The sequence below is a fragment of the Tigheibacillus halophilus genome (genome assembly GCF_042683165.1).
Classification (GTDB): domain Bacteria; phylum Bacillota; class Bacilli; order Bacillales; family Amphibacillaceae; genus Tigheibacillus; species Tigheibacillus halophilus.
Genome location: NZ_JBHUIZ010000015.1, coordinates 90,166 through 109,930 on the forward strand (window position 1 = coordinate 90,166; position 19,765 = coordinate 109,930).

At 43.5% G+C, this 19,765-nt stretch carries 18 protein-coding genes; 17 read left to right on the plus strand and 1 reads right to left on the minus strand.

Annotated elements, in window-relative coordinates; translation table 11 throughout:
• The first annotated feature begins 20 nt into the window (after window positions 1–20).
• The 4 genes from ACFSMW_RS16360 to ACFSMW_RS16375 all read left to right on the plus strand — a co-directional run bounded on the left by ACFSMW_RS16360 (window position 21) and on the right by ACFSMW_RS16375 (window position 4,078).
• Window positions 21–680 (plus strand): hypothetical protein, encoded by a 660-nt coding sequence (locus tag ACFSMW_RS16360; protein ID WP_390357369.1) that lies wholly within the window; start codon window positions 21–23, stop codon window positions 678–680.
• 170 nt (window positions 681–850) lie between these two features.
• On the plus strand, window positions 851–1,435 hold the full coding sequence (locus ACFSMW_RS16365) for a class D sortase (RefSeq protein WP_390357370.1): 585 nt from the start codon (window positions 851–853) through the stop codon (window positions 1,433–1,435).
• 175 nt (window positions 1,436–1,610) lie between these two features.
• A complete protein-coding gene (locus ACFSMW_RS16370) occupies window positions 1,611–3,071 on the plus strand; it encodes an arylsulfatase (protein ID WP_390357371.1) in 1,461 nt (486 codons plus the stop codon).
• Window positions 3,072–3,106: 35 nt separating this feature from the next.
• A complete protein-coding gene (locus ACFSMW_RS16375) occupies window positions 3,107–4,078 on the plus strand; it encodes a formylglycine-generating enzyme family protein (protein ID WP_390357669.1) in 972 nt (323 codons plus the stop codon).
• A 65-nt stretch (window positions 4,079–4,143) separates the two neighbouring features.
• Here ACFSMW_RS16375 and ACFSMW_RS16380 read toward each other — a convergent pair whose 3' ends face one another.
• Window positions 4,144–4,980: an AraC family transcriptional regulator gene (locus ACFSMW_RS16380; RefSeq protein ID WP_390357372.1), complete on the minus strand. Its 837-nt coding sequence runs from the start codon at window positions 4,978–4,980 to the stop codon at window positions 4,144–4,146.
• Between the two features lie 164 nt (window positions 4,981–5,144).
• Between ACFSMW_RS16380 and ACFSMW_RS16385 the strand changes: the two genes are divergently transcribed.
• The 13 genes from ACFSMW_RS16385 (at window position 5,145) to ACFSMW_RS16445 (ending at window position 19,372) form a co-directional block, all read left to right on the plus strand.
• Window positions 5,145–6,491: a carbohydrate ABC transporter substrate-binding protein gene (locus ACFSMW_RS16385; RefSeq protein WP_390357373.1), complete on the plus strand. Its 1,347-nt coding sequence runs from the start codon at window positions 5,145–5,147 to the stop codon at window positions 6,489–6,491.
• Between the two features lie 294 nt (window positions 6,492–6,785).
• On the plus strand, window positions 6,786–7,571 hold the full coding sequence (locus ACFSMW_RS16390; protein ID WP_465332220.1) for a carbohydrate ABC transporter permease: 786 nt from the start codon (window positions 6,786–6,788) through the stop codon (window positions 7,569–7,571).
• A gap of 17 nt (window positions 7,572–7,588) precedes the next feature.
• Window positions 7,589–8,461 carry a carbohydrate ABC transporter permease gene (locus ACFSMW_RS16395; protein WP_390357375.1) on the plus strand — a complete coding sequence of 291 codons (873 nt, stop codon included), beginning with the start codon at window positions 7,589–7,591 and terminating at the stop codon, window positions 8,459–8,461.
• A complete protein-coding gene (gene gnpA, locus ACFSMW_RS16400) occupies window positions 8,462–10,630 on the plus strand; it encodes a 1,3-beta-galactosyl-N-acetylhexosamine phosphorylase (RefSeq protein WP_390357376.1) in 2,169 nt (722 codons plus the stop codon). It abuts the gene before it with no gap.
• Complete coding sequence (locus ACFSMW_RS16405; RefSeq protein WP_390357377.1) at window positions 10,630–10,797, plus strand: DUF6903 family protein; 168 nt, start codon at window positions 10,630–10,632, stop codon at window positions 10,795–10,797. Before gnpA ends, ACFSMW_RS16405 begins: the two co-directional genes overlap by 1 nt.
• 48 nt (window positions 10,798–10,845) lie before the next feature.
• The gene (locus tag ACFSMW_RS16410; protein WP_390357378.1) at window positions 10,846–11,751 is read left to right on the plus strand and encodes an ROK family protein; all 906 of its coding nucleotides are present in this window, start codon (window positions 10,846–10,848) and stop codon (window positions 11,749–11,751) included.
• 328 nt (window positions 11,752–12,079) lie between these two features.
• Complete coding sequence (locus ACFSMW_RS16415; protein WP_390357379.1) at window positions 12,080–13,000, plus strand: ROK family protein; 921 nt, start codon at window positions 12,080–12,082, stop codon at window positions 12,998–13,000.
• Window positions 13,001–13,060: 60 nt separating this feature from the next.
• A complete protein-coding gene (locus ACFSMW_RS16420) occupies window positions 13,061–14,317 on the plus strand; it encodes an ABC transporter substrate-binding protein (protein ID WP_390357380.1) in 1,257 nt (418 codons plus the stop codon).
• A 76-nt stretch (window positions 14,318–14,393) separates the two neighbouring features.
• The gene (locus ACFSMW_RS16425; RefSeq protein ID WP_390357670.1) at window positions 14,394–15,251 is read left to right on the plus strand and encodes a carbohydrate ABC transporter permease; all 858 of its coding nucleotides are present in this window, start codon (window positions 14,394–14,396) and stop codon (window positions 15,249–15,251) included.
• Window positions 15,252–15,270: 19 nt separating this feature from the next.
• Window positions 15,271–16,098, plus strand: coding sequence for a carbohydrate ABC transporter permease (locus ACFSMW_RS16430; protein ID WP_390357381.1), 828 nt, complete (start codon window positions 15,271–15,273; stop codon window positions 16,096–16,098).
• Between the two features lie 25 nt (window positions 16,099–16,123).
• Window positions 16,124–17,386, plus strand: coding sequence for a Gfo/Idh/MocA family protein (locus ACFSMW_RS16435; RefSeq protein WP_390357382.1), 1,263 nt, complete (start codon window positions 16,124–16,126; stop codon window positions 17,384–17,386).
• Window positions 17,387–17,534: 148 nt separating this feature from the next.
• The gene (locus ACFSMW_RS16440; RefSeq protein ID WP_390357383.1) at window positions 17,535–18,527 is read left to right on the plus strand and encodes a LacI family DNA-binding transcriptional regulator; all 993 of its coding nucleotides are present in this window, start codon (window positions 17,535–17,537) and stop codon (window positions 18,525–18,527) included.
• A gap of 113 nt (window positions 18,528–18,640) precedes the next feature.
• On the plus strand, window positions 18,641–19,372 hold the full coding sequence (locus tag ACFSMW_RS16445) for a GntR family transcriptional regulator (RefSeq protein ID WP_390357384.1): 732 nt from the start codon (window positions 18,641–18,643) through the stop codon (window positions 19,370–19,372).
• The last annotated feature ends 393 nt before the right edge of the window (window positions 19,373–19,765 follow it).

A 19,765-nucleotide genomic window follows, 5' to 3' on the forward strand; every position in this document is an offset into this window, starting at 1 on the left:
TTTAAAAAGGGGGCAGCACTTTGATTAAAACGATACGGCTTTGTCTATTGTTTCTTGTCGCACTGGGGATTGGCATATTTCCTGTTTCAGTTGCGCTGGCTGATCAAGACAGCAGTTCCGACTCTGAAATCAGCATCACGCTTCTGCCAAAAGATATCTTGTTTGATATCAATAATATGAAGCCAGGTGATTGGGCGCCCCGAAAAATCACGGTCAAGAATTCGGGTATAAAAGATTTTGCCTATCATATGCAGCTGCGTAATGATGGCCAAAAGAAATTGTTCAACGAGCTATTGTTGGAAATAAAAACTGGGAAAGAGACGCTGTACCAAGGAAAGCTGGCCGCATTTGACAAGCTGCCGGCGCGATCGCTGGCAAGTGGGAGTAAAGAGGATTTAGATATAACAGTCCGTTTCCCAGAGCATCTTGGCAATGATTTCCAAGGACTGAAATCCACCTTCGCATTCATTTTTACGGCAGAAGGAAAAGATAAAGAAGCAGCACAAGCAATCTCGAAAGGTATGGTCGATAGCGGCGGAGGGCCGACATCTGCGGGGCCTCATTTGCCGGATACATCTACAAATCTGTTCAATATCATATTATTTGGCTCGATTCTGGTGATGGCTTCTATTTTGATGATGGTAGTCAGACACTTCCGAAGGCCGAGAATAGAAGAATAATCTCAAGGAATGCCAACTTTAAATGAGCATTTTCAAAAAAGCTGTCCATGCGGAACTATCGTCTTGCATGGGCAGTTTACTTTATATAGATGCAAGCGTGACAAACAAACAAAAATGATATAGAAGAAACGATGAATAGAATGACAATCATTGGAAGGTGGCAACGCGTAATGTTCAAAAAAATAGCTATCGTTTTGCTGCTCACTGGACTGGTTTGCATGGTATATGGCGGTTTTCAATTATGGACGGTCCATCAATCACAGAAAGCCGCATTAGCTGAGGCGAATGATGTGGTCAGAAAGAAAAAAACTGAAAAAAACGTGGTTGTCCCGCAATCTTCTTCCCACTTTAAAAAAGGAGAGTCGATCGGGATATTGCAAATACCTGGAATTGGCAAAGCGCTGCCTATCGTAGAAGGGACAGATGAAAAATCGCTAAAGCAGGGAGTTGGCCATTACTCCGGAACGGTCTATCCTGGTCAAAACGACCAAATTCTTTTATCAGGGCATAGGGATACGGTGTTCACGGGATTAGATAAGCTGAAACATGGGGATAAGCTGATTGTGAAAATGGGGCACGGCACCTTCACGTATGCGATCACAGATACCGAGATAGTCGAGGAGAACGACCAAACAGTCATCCACTCCACTGCGCCCGACGAGGTGTTGACATTATCGACATGCTACCCTTTTCATTATATCGGCAATGCACCAAAACGGTATATTGTCTATGCAGAGCCATTGGGTAAGCACTAAAAAGCTGGAGAACCAGCCCCCACATGGCTCTTTCCCCTGGACTTCCCAAATGGCAATATTATTACAAAAGAAAACAATATTTTTATTGCGAAATTGCTTCATATCCTGTACGTTTGCTTTAAAGATCCATAGAGGCCAGAGATTATGACCCTGGCTTTTATAAGGGGGAGGCCAATTGAAACCAAATATTTTACTGATCATGGTGGACCAGATGCGTGCGGATTGCTTGAGCATCATGAACCACCCTGTTGTAGATACGCCAAATTTGGACCAGCTTGCCAGGCAGGGTGTGCTATTTCGTAATGCCTATGCAGCTACGCCTTCTTGCATTCCGGCAAGAGCGAGTGTCATGACAGGAATGTCGCAGGTCTCCACAGGACGGGTTGGCTATGAAGATCAGGTACCATGGGACTATGAACATACATTACCGCAGGAACTTGCGCGGGCAGGCTACCATACCCAATGTGTCGGGAAAATGCATGTATATCCGACAAGGAATTTATGCGGTTTTCATAACGTTGTCCTCCATGACGGGTATATGCACTATAATCGGTTTCGTTTCAATACAGCATCCAATGCGTCTTTTGATCAAACAGATGATTATGTGCAATGGCTTCGTGAAAAAGCGGGAAGCGATACAGATATCACGGACATCGGTTTGGATTGTAATGCCTCGACTGTGGCAAGACCTTGGCAGCTTGCAGAATCGCTTCATCCGACAAATTGGGCTGTTACGCAGTCCATTGATTTTTTGCGCCGGCGAGATCCAAGGAAGCCTTTCTTTTTAAAAATGTCATTTGTCAGGCCGCATCCGCCGTTTGACCCGCCGCAAGTTTATTTTGATATGTATAAAGATATCTCCTTTGCAGCTCCAAAATCTGGTGATTGGGCCGAAACGGAAGATCCGGACAGGGAAGGATTGAATCCGGTGACTGCCAAAGGAAATGTCCCTAAGCACCGCCTCGATCGTGCGCTGGCTGCTTATTACGGATTGATCACACATTTGGATCATCAGCTCGGGCGGTTTCTGATCGCCATGCAAGAGTACGGCGTATATGACAATACCGTGATATTATTTGTTTCCGATCATGGTGAATTGCTCGGCGATCATCATTTATACCGGAAATCTCTCCCATATGAAGGCAGCGCGAAGATCCCGTTCATCCTTTCAGACCCAGGCAATATCCTGCATGTACAGCAAAACAGCCAGAGTGAGCGGGTTGTAGAGCTGCGTGACATCATGCCAACACTATTGGATGCAGCACATGTACCTATACCAGATACAGTGGAAGGGCGCAGTGTATTAGGATTGTGCAGGCATGAAGATGGTGACACATGGCGCAGTTATTTGCATGGTGAGCACGCATTCGGTGAGAGAAGCTATCAATATATCACAGACGGATATGAAAAATATATCTGGTTTTCCCAAACGGGAGAGGAGCAGTTTTTCGATTTACAGGCGGATCCGTCGGAATTGCATAATTTGATTGAAGATGATCGGTTTCAAGCCCGCATAGCATTACGGAGGAAACAGCTGATCACCGAGCTTACAGGCCGTGAAGAAGGCTATGTGCAAAATGGGAAGCTGACGCTTGGGAGGACGGTCAATCCAACGCTGCGTCACCAACGACAGTAAAGCGGGTACAAAAGAAACAAAGGGGAGTGGCTACAATCAAAAATCATCATTGCTGTACGGCCAGCAGGCAGGCATTTGCCAGTACGCAATCATCTAAACAACGGAGTACGTATGCTGCTGAGACGCCCAACCAACTACATGCTGCTTCTTCAGAAGAAACGATCTACCTTCCAGGCGGCAGTTTTTTGATGGGAACTGATGATATGGAAGGTTTTCCGTCTGACGGGGAGGGACCAGTACGCAACGTACGGATTTCTCCGTTTTATATAGACCGAACAACTGTAACGAACAGCGAATTCATGACATTCATCGAGTCGACCGGTTATCAAACCGATGCAGAAAAATTTGGCTGGTCCTTTGTCTTTGCACCCTTCATCGCTTCTGAAGAAATAAAACAGCAAGCCCCATCTCCTTCTGAAACACCTTGGTGGCTTGCAGTCACTGAAGCCTACTGGAAGCAGCCGGAGGGGAAAGGATCAGATATAGCAGAACGGATGGATCACCCAGTGGTGCATATTTCCTGGAACGACGCCACGGCTTACTGTGACTGGGCAGGTAAGCGGCTGCCAACTGAGTCGGAGTGGGAATTTGCGGCCCGTGGCGGACTGATACAGAAAAGATACCCTTGGGGTGATGAATTGGCTCCGGGCGGTATCCATCAGTGCAATATTTGGCAGGGGGAATTTCCGTATAAGAACACAATGGATGATGGGTATGCAGGGACTGCCCCCGCTGGGCATTTTCAGCCAAATGGATTTGGACTGTATCAAATGGCTGGCAATGTCTGGGAGTGGTGCAAGGATTGGTTTACAGTCCGGGCAGACGAACGCGGAGGAACAGTCAATCCGACAGGGCCTGTTACGGGACAGGAAAAAGTGATACGAGGCGGATCCTATTTATGTCATCATTCCTACTGTAATCGTTACCGTGTGGCCGCTCGCAGCAGAAATACAGCAGACAGCTCATCGGGAAATATGGGATTTCGCTGCGCGGCTGATGCCCGATGAGCTAACGGCCGTCAAAAGATACGATGCGTTCGTTCAGACGATTCGATAAGCTTATGGCACTATGATCAAGTACTTTTAACAGCTTCCTTCCGATATCTGGTCGGTGTCGTGCCAGTCTGGCGTTTGAAGGATTGGGCAAAGAAAGATTGTGACGAAAAACCGATGAAAGCCGCGATATCCGCAATGCTGTAATTGGTCGTCTCCAGCAATTTCCTCGCTTCTCTGATACGTACTTGGTTCAAATATTCTATTGGAGAAACGCCGATATCCTGTTTGAAAATATGCCCAAGATAGTATTTATTCAAATGTCCTGCTTCAGCCAGCTTATCAAGTGTAATATCATCGCGATAATTTTGGTTGATATAGTACTGAATGAAAGCCGCAGATTTGTTGATTTTTTGCGGCTGTACCTTTCCAATAGTGAAGTTCCTGTCCCTGCGCAGCTTGATGATGAGAATCTCGATGATATTCTGGCAAATGATTTCATATCCATTTTCGTTCTGCTGTACTTCTGACAAAAGCTTGTGCAGGTAAAATAAAATATCGACGCGATCCCCTTGATATGTGTAAATCCCCAACTCGGAATTTTCCTCATCCGGCAATGAAAATGTCAATCCCTCTATGCCGAGCGCAATATATTCCAAGGAATCCTGCCAGTTGGATTTCTCGGTATGTTCGATGTTCGGATTAATGATAACCAAATCGTTTTCTTTTACGGGGATTTCCTGACCTTTTAAGAGAAAGGACCCCTTTCCCTTCACAATATAGAAGAGTTCCGTGAAATGATGTGTGTGTTGTGTGCTATGCCAGCCCTTGTCATATGCAGAATGTGTGACATATAAAAGCTTCAAAGGAAGCTTCTCGGCTGTGAAGTTGTCCATTTGGTACAGTTCATAAGACATTGGCTCCACCCTCTCTATACACTTTTCATACTATTACAATTTTATCTGCGTATCGACAGAAAAGCAAGATTCATAAAAATCATAACAAGATGTTTGTTGTGAAAGCGTTTTATTAAATATAGGATAAAAAGTATGAAAGACAAAAAGAATAGGGGGCACTTCTTATGAGGAAAAAGCGTCTTTTAATGTTGGTAACCTTGGCTATCCTGACTCTCGGCCTGGCTGCCTGCTCGGGCACAAAAGAGGGGAGCAGTAAATCTGGCGGCAGCGATGACGGCAAACAAGTGACACTGCATGTCGCGGCACTTGAATCAGCATATGGAAAAGATATGTGGGACCAGATTGCCAAATCGTACGAGAAAGTAAATAAAAATGTCAAAATCGAATTGACAATCAAAAAGAACCTGGAGGAAGTCATTCGTCCAAACATGCAAGCCGGCGAATATCCAGATGCAGTACTTTTAGCAACAGGCAGAGAGGAAGCTTTGACAGAAACACTGATCAAAGAAGATGGCTTGGAAGAGATTACAGACATTTTGGATGAAAACATTCCGGGTGAGGACACCAAGGTGAAAGATAAAATCCTTGATGGATTCACTGATACCCTTGCTACCAACCCGTACGGCGGGGATAAAACGTATATGGCACCAATGTTCTACAGTCCGACAGGCTTGTTTTACAACAAAGCTTTGTTTGAAGAAAAAGGCTGGGACGTGCCAAAAACGTGGGATGATATGTGGAAATTAGGAGATAAGGCGAAGAAAGAGGACATGTCTTTGTTCACATACCCGATTGCAGGGTATTTTGACACTTTCATCAATTCGATGCTCTATAATGCCGGCGGACCTGAGCTTTTCAACGCCACGATGAACTACGAAAAAGATGCTTGGAAATCTCAAGAGGCTACAGAGGTTTTTGATACAGTAGGTAAACTGAAGGATTATACCCAGAAGAATACAGTTGCTAACGCAAATCCGAACGACTTTACGAAAAACCAGCAATTGGTGCTAGATAATAAAGCGTTGATGATGCCGAATGGCAACTGGGTTGTGGATGAAATGAAGGATGCGCCAAGGGCAGATGGCTTCGAATGGGGCATGATGCCCATTCCTGCAGTGAAAGATGGCGGCGATCGTTATGCATATACCTTCTTTGAACAAATGTGGATTCCGAAAGCTGCTGAAAACAAGGATGCAGCAAAAGATTTTATCGCTTATATGTATTCAGATGATGCAGCTGATATTTTTCTGGAAAATGGCGCAGTTCAGCCGATCCAAGGCATTACAGATAAACTGGATGACCAGAAGAAAACGTTCTACAGTATCTATGATGATGAAGGCGTCCTCCCGGCAATGGGCACATTCGCGTCAACCAAACCCGTTGCAGGGGTCAACATTGGCGATACACTTTACAAAACGATTGATAGTGTCATGAGTGGTAAAAAGTCTGTCAGCCAGTGGCAGGATGAAGTGGAAAAAGCCAGTGACAAATTGAGAGATGCCAAGCATTAAGCAGGCGTTTTGTCCTGGCAAGAAGTGTGCAGAAGACGTTGGCCGCAAAGACATACAGAAGAATAGTAAACCGGCTGACTGCGTCACTTCCCGTTGGCTGAATAGACGCTTGCATTTTTAGAAGTAGATATCCTTGAACAGAACGGCGGGAGAGTTCTCGTCGTTTTGTTCCATGATGAGGTGATAGCATTGCAGAATAAAAGATCCCGCAATATATTCATTACCCTTTGCGTTGCGCCGGCCTTCCTGTTGCTTGTTCTTTTTCTGGTGGTCCCAACCGTTGAAGTGTTCCGGATGTCACTGTATCAGTGGGGAGGTTTCTCCAATACGAAAGAGTTCGTTGGACTGGAGAATTTTAAAACATTATGGCATGACATGAGTTTCATCCGATCTTTCCAGAATTCTGTCCTGCTGATTGTGCTGGTAGCATTGGTTACAATCGTGCTGGCCATCTTCTTTGCAACAGTTCTGACAAAAGAAAATGTAAAAGGGAACAATTTTTTCCGCATCATTTTTTACATACCGAATATTTTGTCCATCGTAGTCATCGCGGGTATTTTCTCCGCTGTGTATGATCCTTCGAAAGGTCTGCTCAACAGTATCCTGCACGGCTTCAGCCTGGACAGTCTGCAGCAAATGTGGCTGGGGAACCAAAGCATTGTTATTTACAGTGTGGCTGCGGCGCTTGTGTGGCAGGCGATCGGCTATTATATGGTGATGTACATGTCCAGCATGGCAGCCATTCCAGCAAGTTATTATGAAGCAGCTTCATTGGAAGGGGCTAGCAAATTGAAGCAATTCACCAGTATCACCCTGCCATTGATTTGGAATAATTTGCGGACAACCTTGACATTTTTCATCATCAGTACGATCAACTTAAGCTTCCTTCTCGTCAAAGCGATGACTGGCGGCGGTCCGGATGGCTCGACGGAAGTTTTCTTATCCTATATGTACAGCCAGGCATATGGCAACTCGACATATGGATATGGCATGGCTATCGGTGTCGTCGTTTTCTTGTTTTCGTTCGCCCTTGCTGCTGTGGTCGGCTGGGTTACGAAACGTGACGTGCTGGAATATTAGGGAAGGAGGAGTAGTTGATGAAGCATAAAGATACAGATAAACTTGTAAAAATTTTCATTTACGTTGCCATGATTGCATTGGCTGTATCCATCATCATCCCGGTGGCCTGGGTGTTCCTTGCTTCCATCAAAGAAAACAAGGAATTCTATGAAAACCCTTGGGCATTTCCAAATGGATTTCATATTCAAAATTTCATCGATGCGTTTCAGGAAGCGAAAATGGGTGAATATCTGCTGAATTCGGTGATAGTCACGATACTCGCTTTGGCGATTTTGCTCGTAGTGGCATTGCCAGCGGCCTATGTATTGTCACGGTTCAAATTCAAAGGGAGCGGGCTGATCAATGGTCTGGTCAAAGCCGGCCTGTTCATCAATATCAGCTATATCGCTGTTCCGATATTCCTGATGCTGCTAGATTGGGATACGATATTGAAAACATTCATGATGGATGGCTTCTTTTTGAATAACCGTTTTATTTTAGCAGTAGTGTACGCCTCTTCGGCCCTGCCATTTACCATTTATTTACTATCAAGTTATTTTGTAACACTGCCGTCAGATTTTGAAGAAGCAGCAAGTATTGATGGCGCAGGGTATTACCGGACGATGTTTTCAGTCATGCTTCCAATGGCGGCACCGAGCATCATCATCGTCATACTGTTCAACTTCCTGCTGTTTTGGAATGAATATATTCTCGCGCTGACATTGATGCCAGCCGGGAATCAGACGTTGCCGGTAGGTCTGCTGAATCTGATGGCAGCCGAACGCTCGGCTACGAATTATGGGCCGTTATATGCGGGCATGGTGATCGTCATGCTGCCTACATTGATACTATACATTATTGTACAAAAGCGCCTGACGCAAGGGATGACAGTAGGAGGAGTGAAAGGATAAATGACAGACTACAGCAAGACGACAGGAAGAGTGACGCTTCCGAGCGAACAGCATTTTTTACAGGAGACGAAGGAATTGATGAAACGCTGGGGAGCGGATGCGTTACGCGATAGTGACGGTACAAAACTCGATGCCGAAACGAAAAAACTGGACGCAAAAATCTATACGACGTATTTTGTTGCGCGCGGCCATAATGCGTTCGCCGAGAAACACCCGGAAGAGACACAACAATTGTATCTGATGTCACGGCACCATACAGCGACAGAAGCTCCACTTGAAATAGCATTCTTACATGGTTATTTTGAGGAACAGATCGAGGCGGATTATATACATGATCCGAAAAAATGGTGGGAAGTTATCGACAGGACAACTGCCCAAGTCGTACCAGCTGACGCATGGGAAGTGGATGTCGAGAAGAATACACTCACGATTGCTGAACCGGTCGCTTGGCATGAATATACGGTTTCGTTTTTGGCATTCATGAAGTGGGATCCGACGCAGATGTATAACCATATCACGAATGATTGGGGAGACAAACCACATGAGATTCCATTCGATGTGCGTCAGCCTGCATCGAATCAATTTATGAAGGAATATCTGAAGAATTGGCTGCAGGAAAACCCGGATACGGATGTTGTGCGGTTCACCACGTTCTTCTATCATTTTACATTGGTGTTCAATCATCTTGGCAAAGAAAAATTTGTGGATTGGTTTGGGTATGGCGCCAGTGTCTCTGTAGCCGCGCTCGAAGCTTTCGAAAAAGAGAAAGGTTATAAACTGCGTCCGGAAGATATTGTCGACGAAGGCTATTACAACACAACTTTCCGAGTGCCTTCCAAAGCATACCTGGATTATATGGATTTCATCAGCAAGTTTGTAGCCCGTGAAGTCAAAGAACTGATCGATATGACACATGAGGCCGGTAAAGAAGCGATGATGTTTCTGGGAGATAACTGGATCGGAACAGAACCTTATGGGAAATATTTTGCAGAAACGGGTATAGATGCCGTTGTCGGCAGTGTAGGCGATGGAACAACATTGAGGATCATTTCTGATATACCTCATGTGAAGTATACAGAGGGCAGATTTTTGCCATATTTTTTCCCGGATACATTTTATGAAGGAAATGACCCGGTCATTGAAGCGAATCAAAATTGGCTGACGGCAAGGCGTGCTTTGCTGCGCAAACCACTTGACCGTATCGGATACGGGGGGTATCTAAGCCTTGCGTATAAGTTTCCGGAATTCGTCGCATACGTGGAAAAGCTGACAACGGAATTCCGTACGATTTATGACAAAATCAAAGGTACCCAACCTTATAGCGGCTTGAAGGTCGCTGTACTAGATGCATGGGGGAAACTGCGCTCCTGGCAGGCCCATACGGTGGCACATGGCAAGTGGTATCAGCAAACCTATTCCTACCATGGCGTCCTGGAAGCACTTAGTGGATCAGCAGTCGATGTGTCTTTCATCAGCTTTGACGATATCATTGCAAATGGCGTACCCGAAGATGTGGATGTCATCATCAATGCGGGAAATGCCGGCACAGCTTTTTCCGGCGGAGAAAAATGGCTCGATGAGCGGCTGGTAAGCAAGCTGCGGAGCTGGGTCCATCATGGCGGCGGTTTTGTCGGGATAGGGGAACCGACAGCGTGTCATCACCAGGGACATTATTTCCAACTGGCAAAAGTGCTCGGTGTCGATAAGGAACTTGGCTTTGGTTTGTCAGAGAACAAATATTTTACTGAACCGGCAGCAAGCCATTTCCTAACGCAAGACATGGACACATTCGATTTCGGGGAGAGCCAGAAAAATGTGTACGCGCTGGATGAACATACCGAAATCCTGGCATTTGCCGATGGCAGTGTGCATCTCGCGGGCAATTCATTTGGCAAAGGACGCGGTGTGTATATTGCCGGCTTGCCATTCTCCATGGAGAATACGAGACTGCTCATGCGCGCACTGTATCATGCAGCAAATAAGGAAGACGTATTTCATATCTGGCATGCTGACAATATCGCTTGTGAGGTCCACGCTTATCCGGAAATCGGCCAGTATGCAGTTGTGAATAATTCAGCTGAGAAGCAAGAAACGAACGTTTATGACGGTAAAGGAACCAAACATCGGCTTATATTGCAGCCAAGTGAAATGATCTGGGAGGAGATCTGATGAGTGAAAATATTTCCCGTATCATCAAAATCATCTTTTTTCTCATTTGCTTGTTTTTAGTCGTTTACTTTCAAAGAACGGTCGGACGCTTCGACTTGTTCATGCAGCTAGTTGGCCTGGCGGGGATGCTCTTCTTGCTATGGAATTACAATCGGAAGTTCACGTAAAAAAAGAGCCAGAGGGTCTGACCTCCTGGCTGAAAGGGGGGAGAGCGAATGAAATATGCCATCGGTATCGATATTGGCGGGACGAAAGTGTCTTCGGGGATAGTCAATGAAAAGGGAGATTTGATTCAAAAAGAAATGGTACCAAGCGATCCTGCAAGTGCTGATAGGATGTTTGGCCAAGTGAGGGCGTGTGTAGCAAGGCTGCTGGGTCATTCCAGTATCCCGATTGATGAGATTTGCGGATTCGGCGCCGGGGTACCTGGGAAAGTCGATCGAAAACAGGGCATCGCAGTTTACCAGAACAACCTGCCGTGGCGCAATTTCCACTTCAAGGACCGGATGCGAGAAGCCTTCGGGGTTGATACCGTGGTCATCGACAATGATGTATATATGGCTGCATTCGCAGAGTGGCAGGCATCAGGTATCGATGCGGAGGATTTATTCGTCTATTTGACTATCAGCACCGGCATATCCAGTGCGATCATTCAGGGCGGTGAATTTATCCGTGGCGCTGGATTCGCAGGGGAAATTGGTTTGGTGCCAGTACGCACTGCCAATCCTGAGCAACCTGCCGAGCGGCTGGAGTGGCAGGCTTCCGGGCCGGCAATTGAACGACGGGCGAGAGAGCTGTTGAAAAATGAACGTGTGACGACAGAAGAAGTTTTCCAGATGTTCTATGACGGTGACAAGCAGGCGGCACAGGTGATGGAAGAGGCACTTGAAGCACTCGCTCACGGCATCTATATGATGGCCAGTGTGCTTGATCCGAATAAATTGGTGTTTGGCGGCAGTGTTGCCGTCAAGAATCCGCTTCTATTGGACTTGATCAAAGCCAAAATGAAAAATTATTTGATAGCAGAACAGCAACATGTATTAGGCAATATGGAAATAGGACGGCTTGGGAATGATCAGGGGATTATTGGAGCGGGATTACGAGCATTAACATTTGAATAATATTTTCTAAGCGGTGCCAAAGTTTTGAAAAGACTGATGGTACCGCTTTTTTATGTGAAATTCCTGGGGCTTGATTGTACGATAAAGGTTTCTTGCGCGTATGACTTGCTGCTCCGTGTTTTCCCAAGTCTAATAATTGATACCTATATTTAGTAGTGCTTGAATGAAACAGATTCTTTCTAAAATAGTTAAGATTTTTATGGACATCAGCAAGATGAGATGGTAATCTTAAAACAGTTATAAAACTATTTATTAAATCATTTAGTTTTAATTTATCTTCAAATTGAAAGCGTATTCCTGAAAAATATATCAGGGAGGTGAAATGGTTATGAAATATTCTTTAGGAGTAGATGTGGGAGGTACCAAAATTGCTGCTGCCCTGATTGATGAGCACGGCAAAGCATTCTACCCTTCTCAAGTGAAAAGCGTTACGACAGATAAAGAAACGATGTTTCATAAATTGATAGAATGTATTGAAACTGTTTTTTTGAAATCAGGTTTCGATCCGGCTGAAATTACCGGAATGGGAATCGGTGTGCCCGGAAAAGTGGACCGTAGCAATGGCATAGCCGTCTATCAAAATAATTTACCCTGGTCAAACTTTCCGTTGGTAAGTCGTTTAAAACAGTATTTTGCTATAGAAAATATCGTGATAGATAACGATGTATATATGGCCGCATACGCTGAATGGAAAATGTCAGACGTGAAGGAAACTGATACATTTGTATTCTTCACAATTAGCACAGGGGTGTCATGTTCGATTATACATAATGGCGCATTTTTGAGAGGAATGGGATTTGCAGGAGAAATCGGATTATTTCCAGTTCAAAATAAGTCCTCACTCAATGGGATGAAAAGCTTGGAAGAATCGGTCTCTGGCCCCGCTATTCAGCAGGTGGCTGCTAAAAAATTAGGCACAAATCTTATTACCACAGAGGGATTTTTTAAAGTATACCAGCAAGGCAATGCAAGGGCAGTTGCGGCACTGGGAGAGATCATCGAGTCGCTGACTCATGGTGTATACGGCATCATCAGCTTATTGGACCCGCACAAAATCGTTTTTGGGGGAGGGGTGATGAACAACAACACGTACCTATTGGAATTACTCAAAAAGGAACTGCAGCATTATCTCATACCTGAACAAAAAAAATCACTTCCAAACATTGATATAAGTAAGTTAAAACAAGAGGCAGGTGTGATAGGCGCCGGATTACGGAGTTTGGAATACGATCTGCAGCCAATGAGCTGAAAATAATCTGCGTCACGTTCATACGGGGTACATCACTTTATAACGCAAGGGGAGAAAACAATGAAGAAGCTTTTAATATCTGTGAGTCTTTTATTATTGATGATAACAGCAGCATGTTCTTCAGGAGATAAAGAACATGCTGATGGGAAAACAACTATAAAATATGCCTATTGGGATAAGAAACAAGAAAAATTAATGAAAGATTTAGTAAAAGAATTTAATAAAGAAAATCCTGATATTCGGGTGAAACTGGAACTGACACCATATGATCAATATTTTACAAAACTGGATGCAGCTGCGACCGGTGGGAGCTTACCGGATGTTTTTTGGATGAATGGTCCTAACTTCGTGAAGTATGCATCGAACAGCATGATTGAACCAATCGACGATTATCTCACTAAAGATAAGGTAGATGTGACTCCTTATCCTGATGGTTTGCTTGGTTTATATAAATATGAGAATAAGAGATATGCGCTCCCTAAGGATTACGATACGATCGGTTTATGGTATAACAAAAAATTGTTCGATGATGCCGGTGTTAAATATCCTGATCAGTCATGGGAGTGGGATGACTTGGTGAATGCAGCGAAAAAATTAACAGATTCCTCTAAAGGAATATATGGCATTGCGGCTTCCATAAAAGATTCACAGGCTAGTTATTTCAATACTATTATAGCAAATGGCGGTTATGTGATTTCAAAGGATAAGAAAAAAGCAGGATTTGACGATTCTAAAACCAAAGAAGGCTTACAAAAGTATTATGATTTAATAGATAAGTACAAGGTTTCCCCTACGCACGCTCAAATGGAAACAACAGAGGCAAATGAGATGTTTGAATCAGGGAAGGCGGCCATGGTATTTCAAGGTTCTTATATGATTCCTGAATTCAAAGAAAATGAATATACGCGGGAAAATGCAGACGTTGCTGTATTGCCGAAAATGGAAAAACGCTCCGGAGTGATTCATGGTCTTGGAAATGTGATTTCCGCAAATTCGGATAACAAAGATGCGGCATGGAAGCTGGTTGCTTTTTTAAGCTCGAAAAAAGCAGCCGAAATACAAGCTGATGCGGGAATTATCCCAGCGTATGAAGGAACCCAAGATGCATGGGCAGAAGCTACACCAGAGTTCAATTTACAGGCGTTCCTGGATATGTCGACTGTATCAGAGCCATACCCTGTTTCTGAGGATACCGCAAAATGGTCTAAATCAGTAGATGACAATCTTGCAAAGGCTTGGTCCGGTCAAATATCGATTGATGAAGCCTGCAATATGATAGATAAAGAAGTAGAGAAGGTTTTGGCGGATGAAAAATAAAAAGCCGCAAGCCAAGGGGTGAATTTGATTGAAGCTTGGAAAAAGTAAGAGAGTCGGTACTTTAAAAGGAAATGATATGTTTTGGGGCTATTTATTTATAGCCCCCATGCTGATAGGATTATTAGTGTTTTATATATTTCCGGTATTTCAAACTTTTTATTACAGTTTTAATGACTGGGGAGCATTCGGAAATTATTCATGGACAGGACTGGATAACTATCGTGAAATTCTAAAGGATCCAGCTGTGCTGTATTCATTCAGGAATACTTTTCTTTATGCAGTGGCCATGGTGCCGCTCAGTATCGCTGTTTCCATTATCGCAGCTGTACTATTGAACCAAAAAATCAAAGGTTTAACAGTTTACCGCACACTTTACTTTCTGCCTGTGGTCACGATGCCAGCAGCAATCGGAATGATATGGAAATGGCTCTACAACTCTGACTACGGTGTGATTAACCATGTGTTAAATTGGTTTTCCATTGCTGGTCCACACTGGTTGACAGATTCGAATTGGGTGCTCATTTCAGTTATTGTCGTTGGTGTCTGGAGTGTGATTGGAACGAATATGGTCATTTTACTATCGGGATTGCAAGGTATACCAAAAACTTTATATGAAGCTGCTTCCTTAGATGGCGCCGGGCCAATTTATACTTTTTTTCGCGTAACATTGCCGATGCTTTCACCCACCATATTTTTTGTGACAGTTACTACGTCTATTGGTGCGTTTCAAGTGTTCGACTTCATCTTTATGATGGTGAGTCCGACAAACCCTGCAATTGATAGTGTCCAATCAGTGATCTACCTGTTTTTCCAGTATGCCTTCGTTGTGGGTGATAAGGGAATAGGTGCAGCAATGGCGTTTATATTGTTTATCATTGTGTTGATATTAACGATCTTCCAATTCAAATTACAGAAAAAATGGGTGAATTACTGATGGGAGGAAAAAAGATCTTATGGATACTGTTAGTAAACCACGCAAATTGCTGATCCATATCATATTAATACTCGGTGCCGTTGTCATGGTTGGTCCATTTCTATGGATGATACTGACATCATTGAAATCCTTGGCAGAAGCGGTTCATGTCCCGCCGGTCATTTTCCCTTCCAAATTCCAGTGGGCGAACTATATTGATATATTCCATTCACTGCCTTTTGGCCAGTTTTATTGGAATACATTCATCACAACATTGATCAAGACCGTTGGGCAACTGTTCTTTTGTTCGCTGGCAGCTTATGCGTTTGCCAGAATCAAATTCCCTGGCAGAAACTTTTTCTTCATTCTGTTTTTGTCCGTGCTGATGGTTCCACCGCAAGCGTTTCTGATTCCGCAATACCAGATTATTTCTAATTTGGGCTTGCTGAATACGTTGACGGCACTTGTGTTGCCAGGCCTGTTCAGTGCATTCGGAACGTTTCTGTTAAGACAATTTTTTATGACGATGCCTGATGAGCTGGAAGAAGCTGCAAAGCTGGACGGCTGTAATCATTTTCAGATTTATTGGAAAATCATGCTGCCACTTGCCAAACCAGGCCTGATCGCATTAGCGATTTTCACCATCATTTGGTCTTGGAATGATTTATTGTGGCCGTTGATTGTCAACAGTTCGCCTGAAAAAATGCCATTATCTGCTGGCCTGGCATCTTTGCAAGGGCAGTATAGTACCAACTATCCGATTTTGATGGCTGGAACCTTTCTGGCGTCTTGGCCATTGATCATTATATTTATCGTTTTCCAAAGATCTTTTGTGGAAGGTATTGCTTTGAGTGGATCGAAAGGATAATCAAATATTTTAATGGAGTGATCTTATGCAACCCAAAACTGCAGTTGTTATTGGAGCCGGAGACCGTGGTGCCAGAGCATACGCGCCATATGCTCTGGACTATCCTCATGAGTTGAAAATCGTTGCCATAGCAGAGCCGAACGATGAAAGAAGAATGAAATTCCAGCAGAACTTTTCTATTGCAAAGGAGCGATGCTACACAGGTTGGGAGGAAATGATGAAAGATGGGAAGTTAGCTGATATCGCCATTGTGTGTACAATGGACCGTTATCATTTCGATCCAACCATCAAAGCCTTGGAATTGGGGTATCATGTGCTCCTGGAGAAGCCGATGTCACCAGATCCCAAAGAATGTGTCCAGATGGAGCGTGCCGCGGAAAAATATCAGCGGCAGCTGACCATCTGTCATGTATTGAGATATACCGATTTTTGGTCAACCATAAAAAAAGTAGTTTCAGAGGGGCAAATAGGCGAGATTGCCTCCATACAGTTGAATGAAAATGTTGAATACATGCATATGTCTCACAGCTTCGTTAGAGGCAACTGGAATAATAAAGAAAAATCAAGTCCAATGATATTGCAAAAGTCTTGTCACGATATGGATATTATCAGCTTCATTATGGATAAAACATGTGAAAGAATCAGTTCTTATGGTTCCTTGAAATATTTTAATGAGGCGCATAAGCCTGAAGGTGCACCGTTGCGATGTCTGGATGGCTGTCCTGCAGAAATGTCATGCCCGTTTCATGCTGGACGATACTATCTTGGTGAAGGAAAAGGCTGGGCTAAGAAGTTTACAGAAGATCATACAAGAGAAGGCATTATTAAGGCATTGCAAGAAACACCTTATGGTAAATGTGTTTTCCAATCTGATAATAATGTTGTTGACCATCAAGTTGTCAATATGGAATTTGAGGGTGGCGCAACAGCGACATTCAGTATGTGCGGATTCACCAGGGAACAAACTAGAATTGTACAGATCATGGGGACAAAGGGAGAAATCCGCGGGAAAATGGATGAAAACAGCATCTCTATCTATGATTTTTTGACTAAGCATGAAACGGTAATTCATTTGGACAACCCAATCGGCGGCCATGGCGGTGGTGATCAGGGCATTGTACGCACATTTTTAAGAGAGATCGATCAGGATGATGTGAAAGAAAGTGTTTCTTCTGCAAAGATTTCTCTGAGAAGTCATTTAATGGCATTCGCAGCAGAAGATTCAAGGTTGAATCGTGGGGAGTCTATCGAATTAGATGCCTATTATCAAACGTTGGTAAATGTTTAATTTATTTCAAATTATAGAGTTGTAAGGGAGGTGTCTCCAGTAAGGAAAGCACGACAGCGTTTTCCTTACTGGAGAAAAAAGAAGCTTTTTCAATGAAAATCATGTAAAATAATGCGTAGCGAATAGTCTGGAAAAAGGGTGGTTTTCATTGGCAACAATTAAAGACATAGCTAAGAGAGCAGGTGTATCTTCTGCAACGGTATCCCGCGTATTGAATTACGACGCAACATTTCCAGTGGCAGATGAAACGAAAAGAAAAATATTCGAAGCCGCAGAAGAGCTTTCTTATAGAAAACGAGCAACAAAACGGTATGCCAACAAGGCAATAGCAATTGTCCACTGGTACACGGAAAAAGAAGAACTCAATGACTTATACTATTTATCTATCAGGCTTGGAATTGAAGAAAGATGTAAGATGTTGGAAATGAATGCCCAAGTTTATTTTTTTGATAATATTGACCAAATTGTCGCCAATGAGGTAGAAGGAATCATCGCCGTCGGGAAGTTTAGCGATCAGCAGGTGAAGGCTTTAACTGAGATCAACCCTTTAGTAGTGTTTGTGGATTCATCCCCGGACGAAGATAAACATGATGCGGTCGTCATCGATTTTGAAAAAGCTACAGAAAAGGTAATCGATTATTTTCTTACAACGGAACATGAAAAAATCGGATTTATTGGGGGCAGGGAACTTCTGAAAGCGCAGGAGAAACCACTGGAAGATCTGAGGGAAAGGTCCTTCCGCCGTTATATGAAAGAGTTGGGATTATTTCATGAAAACTTTGTTTATATTGGGGCTTTTTCTGTGGATGAAGGTTACCGTCTGATGAAGGAAGCCATTACAAATTTGGGAAACGACCTGCCAACCGCCTTTTTTATCAGCAGTGATGTACTGGCAGTCGGCAGCTTGCGTGCATTGCATGAGGCAGGAATCCCCATACCCGAGCGGGTGAGCATTATTGGCCTGAACGATATATCTGTTTCCAAATACATTTATCCCTCCTTAAGCACCATAAAGGTGTATACAGAGGTAATGGGAGAATCAGCGGTTGATGCCTTGGTGGAAAGATTCGAGGGCAGGAAAATCGCCAAAAAAATACTTGTTTCAACCAAATTAGTCGTTCGAAAAAGTGTCAGAACTTAACCGTCTGGCACTTTTTTTGTTTCCGCAACGCAACTTTGTACCAATTTCATGGACAAGAAAGGGTTTTAGTGGTTAAATAATCGTAATATTGTTTACTAAAGGGGGAGGACACGATGGAAAAGAAAATCAATCATGAGAGCCCGGTTCCTTTTTATTATCAATTAAAGGAGATACTTAAAGAAAATATTATTGCTGGCGAATGGGTTCCTGGGGATAAAATTCCATCCGAAAATGAGCTGCGATTCACCTATCAAATTAGCAGAAATACCGTAAAGAAAGCGCTGGATGACATGGTTCAAGAAGGGCTGCTGAATCGTGTGCAGGGAAAAGGGACTTTTGTTTCCAAACCAAAGCTTGAGCAATCATTAACAGGTTTTTACAGCTTTAGTAAAGTGATTAAACAACAGGGAATGGTACCGAAAGATATTGTGATCAGTATCGAAGAAACGGATGCAAATGCGACTGTCGCCAACCAACTACATATTGAACCGGATGAACAAGTTATTGCACTGAGAAGGTTGCGCTGTGCTGATGATGAACCGATTATTTTGGAAACCTCCTACATACCAAAAAAATTGATAGGGGCAATACCTCAAGATATGCTGAAGCACTACTCCTTATACGACTATATGGAAAAGGAAGCAGGCATTGTCGTCGTCTCCGCAAAAGAAATATTTGAGCCAGTGCTCATCCGGGATTACGAAAGTCATTATCTGGAGGTCAAAGAGGGGTTCCCTGCATTGCTGCTTGATAGAATTGCTTACAACGCAGCCGGGAACCCTGTTGAATTTTGTCGTTCGATCGTCAGGGGAGACCGATGCCGTTTTTACACAGATTTGATGTAAGAAAAATTGGTGCAAACATCCCGCATCTTTCAGTGGTAGGGATGATTTGCACAAACACATCAGATGTACAAATTTACCCCCTCTTTGGAAATTCTCCTTTCCTTAAATAGAAATAAATCATGCTTGATTCGGAAAATCTTCGTTTCTTATTTCTTTCTAAAATCAAGTTGACCCAACAACCCAACATGGGTATAATTAGCACTATATATAAAGGTAAACTCAGTCATGAGTTTTGCTACTATCATAGGGTAAAAGAAGAGATATGGCTGCTGTAAAATGACAGAATAGTATATTTATTATACTTCTGTAGAGTGATTGACGTGAGAGGTCCTGTTATCACAGGACTGAATTACCTGGCATACATGCTAGGTACACAAGGTGATGGAACCAAAT